We start from the raw sequence: 3,723 nt of genomic DNA on the forward strand, positions 1-3,723 counted from the left end.
AGTAAATCAGGTAATTTTGACTTCAATTGCTTAATAGCATTTCCACGGTGAGAAATAGCCCCTTTTTCTTCTGCAGATAATTCGGCCATCATTTTATTCTCGGAGGGAACAAAGAAGACTGGGTCATAACCAAAACCGTTATTCCCTTTTCTTTCTTGAGCGATAACGCCTTCGCATGTTCCTCTGACTGTGAATGGCTTCATGGTTGGAGATGCCACTGCAATCACACAAACGAAGCGGGCACTTCTTTCGGATTCTTTTACGTTTTTAAGCTCTTCTAACAGTTTGGTGATGTTTGCCTCATCACTCTTCTCTTCTCCCGCATAACGCGCAGAATAGACACCAGGACGTCCGCCTAAGGCATCAACTTCAAGGCCGCTGTCATCCGCAATTACGATCGATTGTAAATGTTTAGCTAATGCAGTCGCCTTTAACAAGGCATTTTCTTCAAAGGTTGTACCTGTTTCTTCAACATCCATTTCTTTTGCTACGTCATGTAGGGTTAGCACTTCGTATCCAAGGGGATTAAATAATGCTTCAAAATCCTTTGCTTTCCCCTTATTTTTAGTTGCAATAATTATTTGTTTCATGTTCAAATCATCCTTTCTCATCAATTTTAGAAGCTAAATCTCCTAATGCAGCTCGTTGGATATCCATTAACTGCTGGATTCCAGCTTCGCCATACTCTAGAAGCTCCAATAGCTCACTTTTTGAGAAAGTTGCTTCTTCGCCCGTACCTTGAAGCTCAACGTACTCACCACTGCTAGTTTGTACTATATTCATATCCACAGTTGCGGAAGAGTCCTCTACGTAATTTAAATCTAACACTACTCCAATTTCATCAACTATCCCTACACTAGTAGCAGCTAGGTATTGAATTACAGGAAATTTAGGAAGTTGCTTTTGCTCATACAGTTTTCCTAGTGCAATGGTTAATGCAACAAACGCCCCAGTTATACTAGCAGTTCTTGTTCCTCCATCGGCCTGAATGACATCGCAGTCAATCCAAATTGTTTTTTCCCCTATTACTTCGAGGTCTACTACCGATCGCAAAGCTCGTCCTATTAGACGCTGTATTTCCATCGTACGACCAGTAACCTTCCCTTTAGACGACTCACGCTGTGTACGTGATTCTGTGGCGCGTGGAAGCATAGAATATTCAGCTGTAATCCAACCCTTACCTTGTCCTCTTAAAAAAGGAGGAACTCGATCTTCAATTGTTGCATTACAAATGACTTTGGTATTACCTACCGTGATTAATACCGAACCTTCTGGGTGCATTAAATAATCTGTCTCGATTGTTACCTTTCGCAATTGCTTTGTTTCTCTTCCATCAAATCTAATCATATATTTCTCCTTTTTATGTACCTGAACAGAAGAAAACCCCGCTATTCGAGGATTCTCTTAACAGGGTTAATGAAATGAAATTGTCCGTATATCTGCATTCGACAAGTTTAACCATTTTTCGACAATTGTTTTAAAGATTGGCAGCGAACCGGTCGTATAGAAAATAGGTTCTTTCTCTATCTCGGTCGGATTGCGTAAATGATGATAATCTAAGTACTCCAATACATCCTGGGCGGTTTCCTCAGCTGATGATAGTACATTTACATGTTCACCAACTGCATCCTCAATATGCTTTTGCAATAATGGGTAATGCGTGCAACCAAGGATAACCGTATCAAAATGCTCTGATTTTAAGGGTTGCAAGGCTTCAAAAACCATTTTTCTCGCAAAGTCGCCCTCATATTCATTACTCTCAACAATTGGAACAAAAGTAGGGCATGCAAGCGGAATGATTTTACTAGAAGTATTCAGAGCTGCAATCGCTTTTTCATAAGCCCCACTTTTAATTGTACCGCTTGTACCTAACACTACAATTTCATTTTTTTTCGTTGCTTTAATAGCCGCTCTTGCTCCCGGGAAAATAACACCTATCACTGGGAAAGGCATTTTCTTACTCAAGGAGTTTAGAGCTACTGCTGTCGCAGTATTACATGCTATTACAAGCATTTTAATTTTCATTTTAGACAAGGCAATTGCCATTTGCCATGTAAATTTACGAACTTCTTCACTAGTTCTAGGTCCATAAGGACATCTAGCTGTATCACCAATATAAATAATTTCTTCGTTTGGGAGTAGATGCATAATTTCTTTTGCAACTGTCAAACCTCCCACACCAGAGTCTATCACACCGATTGGGGCTTTCACGTCAATTCCTCAGTTCTTTTTCATCTCAAGATGTAATTTTGCTAATAAAGTTGATAATGTTTGTGCTTCATCTTGGTCAAACTGTTTCAGCACATCTTTTAAGTATTGCTGTCGTTTGTCAATTACCTCTTCGATGATACGCTCACCTTCTTTTAATAAATGTATTCGTACAACTCGACGATCTTGCTCGTCTCTTACTCGCTGTACTAGTTCACTTCTTTCCATCCGGTCAATTAAGTCCGTAGTGGTACTAAAAGCTAAATACATTTTATTAGATAAATCCCCGATTGTCATGTCTCCAATCTCGAAAAGCCACTGAAGAGCTACAAACTGGGGAGGCGTTATCGTATAAGAATTTAAGATTTGTCGCCCTCTTTGTTTGATAATCCCTGAAATATGCCGAAGTTCTTTTTCTAAAAAAGCAACATCTTCGTGGTTAAGTTCCACTTGGTTCTTTTCTTCTGCCATGAATCTCACTCCTCAAAACAATACGTCCTCTTATTATTGTGACTTGTTCTGAGGAAAATGGCAAGGATTCAAATCAATTCAATGATAATTCGCCTAGTCTTAATAGTTCAACAATTGCTTGCGATCTACCAGATACGCCTAATTTTTGTATCGTGTTAGATATATGGTTTCGAACTGTTTTTTCACTAATAGACAGCTGAATTGAAATGTCTTTTGTAGAATTGTCTTCTACTAATAATTGAAATATTTGACGCTCTCTGCTCGTCAAAATTGATCTTTGCTGATTACCATCGTACAATGCCATAGCCCCCTATCCACTCTCCTACTAACGTATGTAGCAAAGGGATGGTAGGTGACGGCTAGTAAATACTCTTTTGAAAAACTTCTTTTTCTTGGTCAGTCCATTTTGCAGATTTTCCCGTTTTCTTATCAATTTGTACGATACTGCCTCTTCCAGTAAACACTATATCCCCTTTTGTATTCTTTGCCATGTAATGGATATCAACCGAAGAACTACCAACTGAATTGGCTTTTACATAAATGTGGAGCTTCTCATCAAAAAATACCTGTTTCTGATAATCACATTGTAGATCAGCAACTACTGGTATCTTTTCTCCTTTAGGATTAAGCCAATCATTCATAAGCATAACCTTTTTAAAGTATTCAATACGAGCATATTCAAAGTAAGTGAATGGTACGGTATTATTTAAATGTCCGTACATATCTGTTTCTGAAAAACGCACACTGACCTCCGTATAAAAAGAAAATCCCTTTTCCCATGCTTCTATGTCTTCTATGTATCCTGCTCTCATATAATAATCCCCTTTGTATTTAAAATGGATATCCATTTAAAAATGAATAACGATTCATTTATTATATCAGAAAATTAAAAATCCATCTAATAAATTATTACTGAAAGGAATAAACATTTCATCCGGTTTCTTTGTCGTATTTTGACGAACGGATAATACTTGAAAAAAGCCTTAAACACCGCCTGGAACTTTCCAATAAAAAAAAGCCCAGAATTTACATTCTGAGCTTTAA

General features: G+C 38.0%; 6 protein-coding genes. All 6 read right to left on the reverse strand.

Annotated features, from left to right (window positions below; all coding sequences use genetic code 11):
• Positions 1–590: XTP/dITP diphosphatase (locus AC06OU_RS12785; protein WP_475856234.1), on the reverse strand; the 590-nt coding region annotated here is incomplete at its 3' end.
• Between the two features lie 7 nt (positions 591–597).
• Positions 598–1,347: a ribonuclease PH gene (rph, locus tag AC06OU_RS12790; protein WP_169360997.1), complete on the reverse strand. Its 750-nt coding sequence runs from the start codon at positions 1,345–1,347 to the stop codon at positions 598–600.
• 66 nt (positions 1,348–1,413) lie between these two features.
• Positions 1,414–2,211: a glutamate racemase gene (gene racE, locus AC06OU_RS12795; protein ID WP_475856236.1), complete on the reverse strand. Its 798-nt coding sequence runs from the start codon at positions 2,209–2,211 to the stop codon at positions 1,414–1,416.
• A gap of 9 nt (positions 2,212–2,220) precedes the next feature.
• A complete protein-coding gene (locus tag AC06OU_RS12800; RefSeq protein ID WP_169360995.1) occupies positions 2,221–2,679 on the reverse strand; it encodes a MarR family winged helix-turn-helix transcriptional regulator in 459 nt (152 codons plus the stop codon).
• A gap of 73 nt (positions 2,680–2,752) precedes the next feature.
• Positions 2,753–2,977, reverse strand: a complete 225-nt coding sequence (locus AC06OU_RS12805) for a helix-turn-helix domain-containing protein (RefSeq protein WP_225215939.1) — start codon at positions 2,975–2,977, stop codon at positions 2,753–2,755.
• Between the two features lie 61 nt (positions 2,978–3,038).
• Entirely contained in the window at positions 3,039–3,491 is a 453-nt protein-coding gene (locus AC06OU_RS12810) for an acyl-CoA thioesterase (RefSeq protein WP_475856239.1), read from the reverse strand.
• Positions 3,492–3,723: the final 232 nt, after the last annotated feature.

It is taken from the genome of Psychrobacillus sp. (assembly GCF_056205495.1).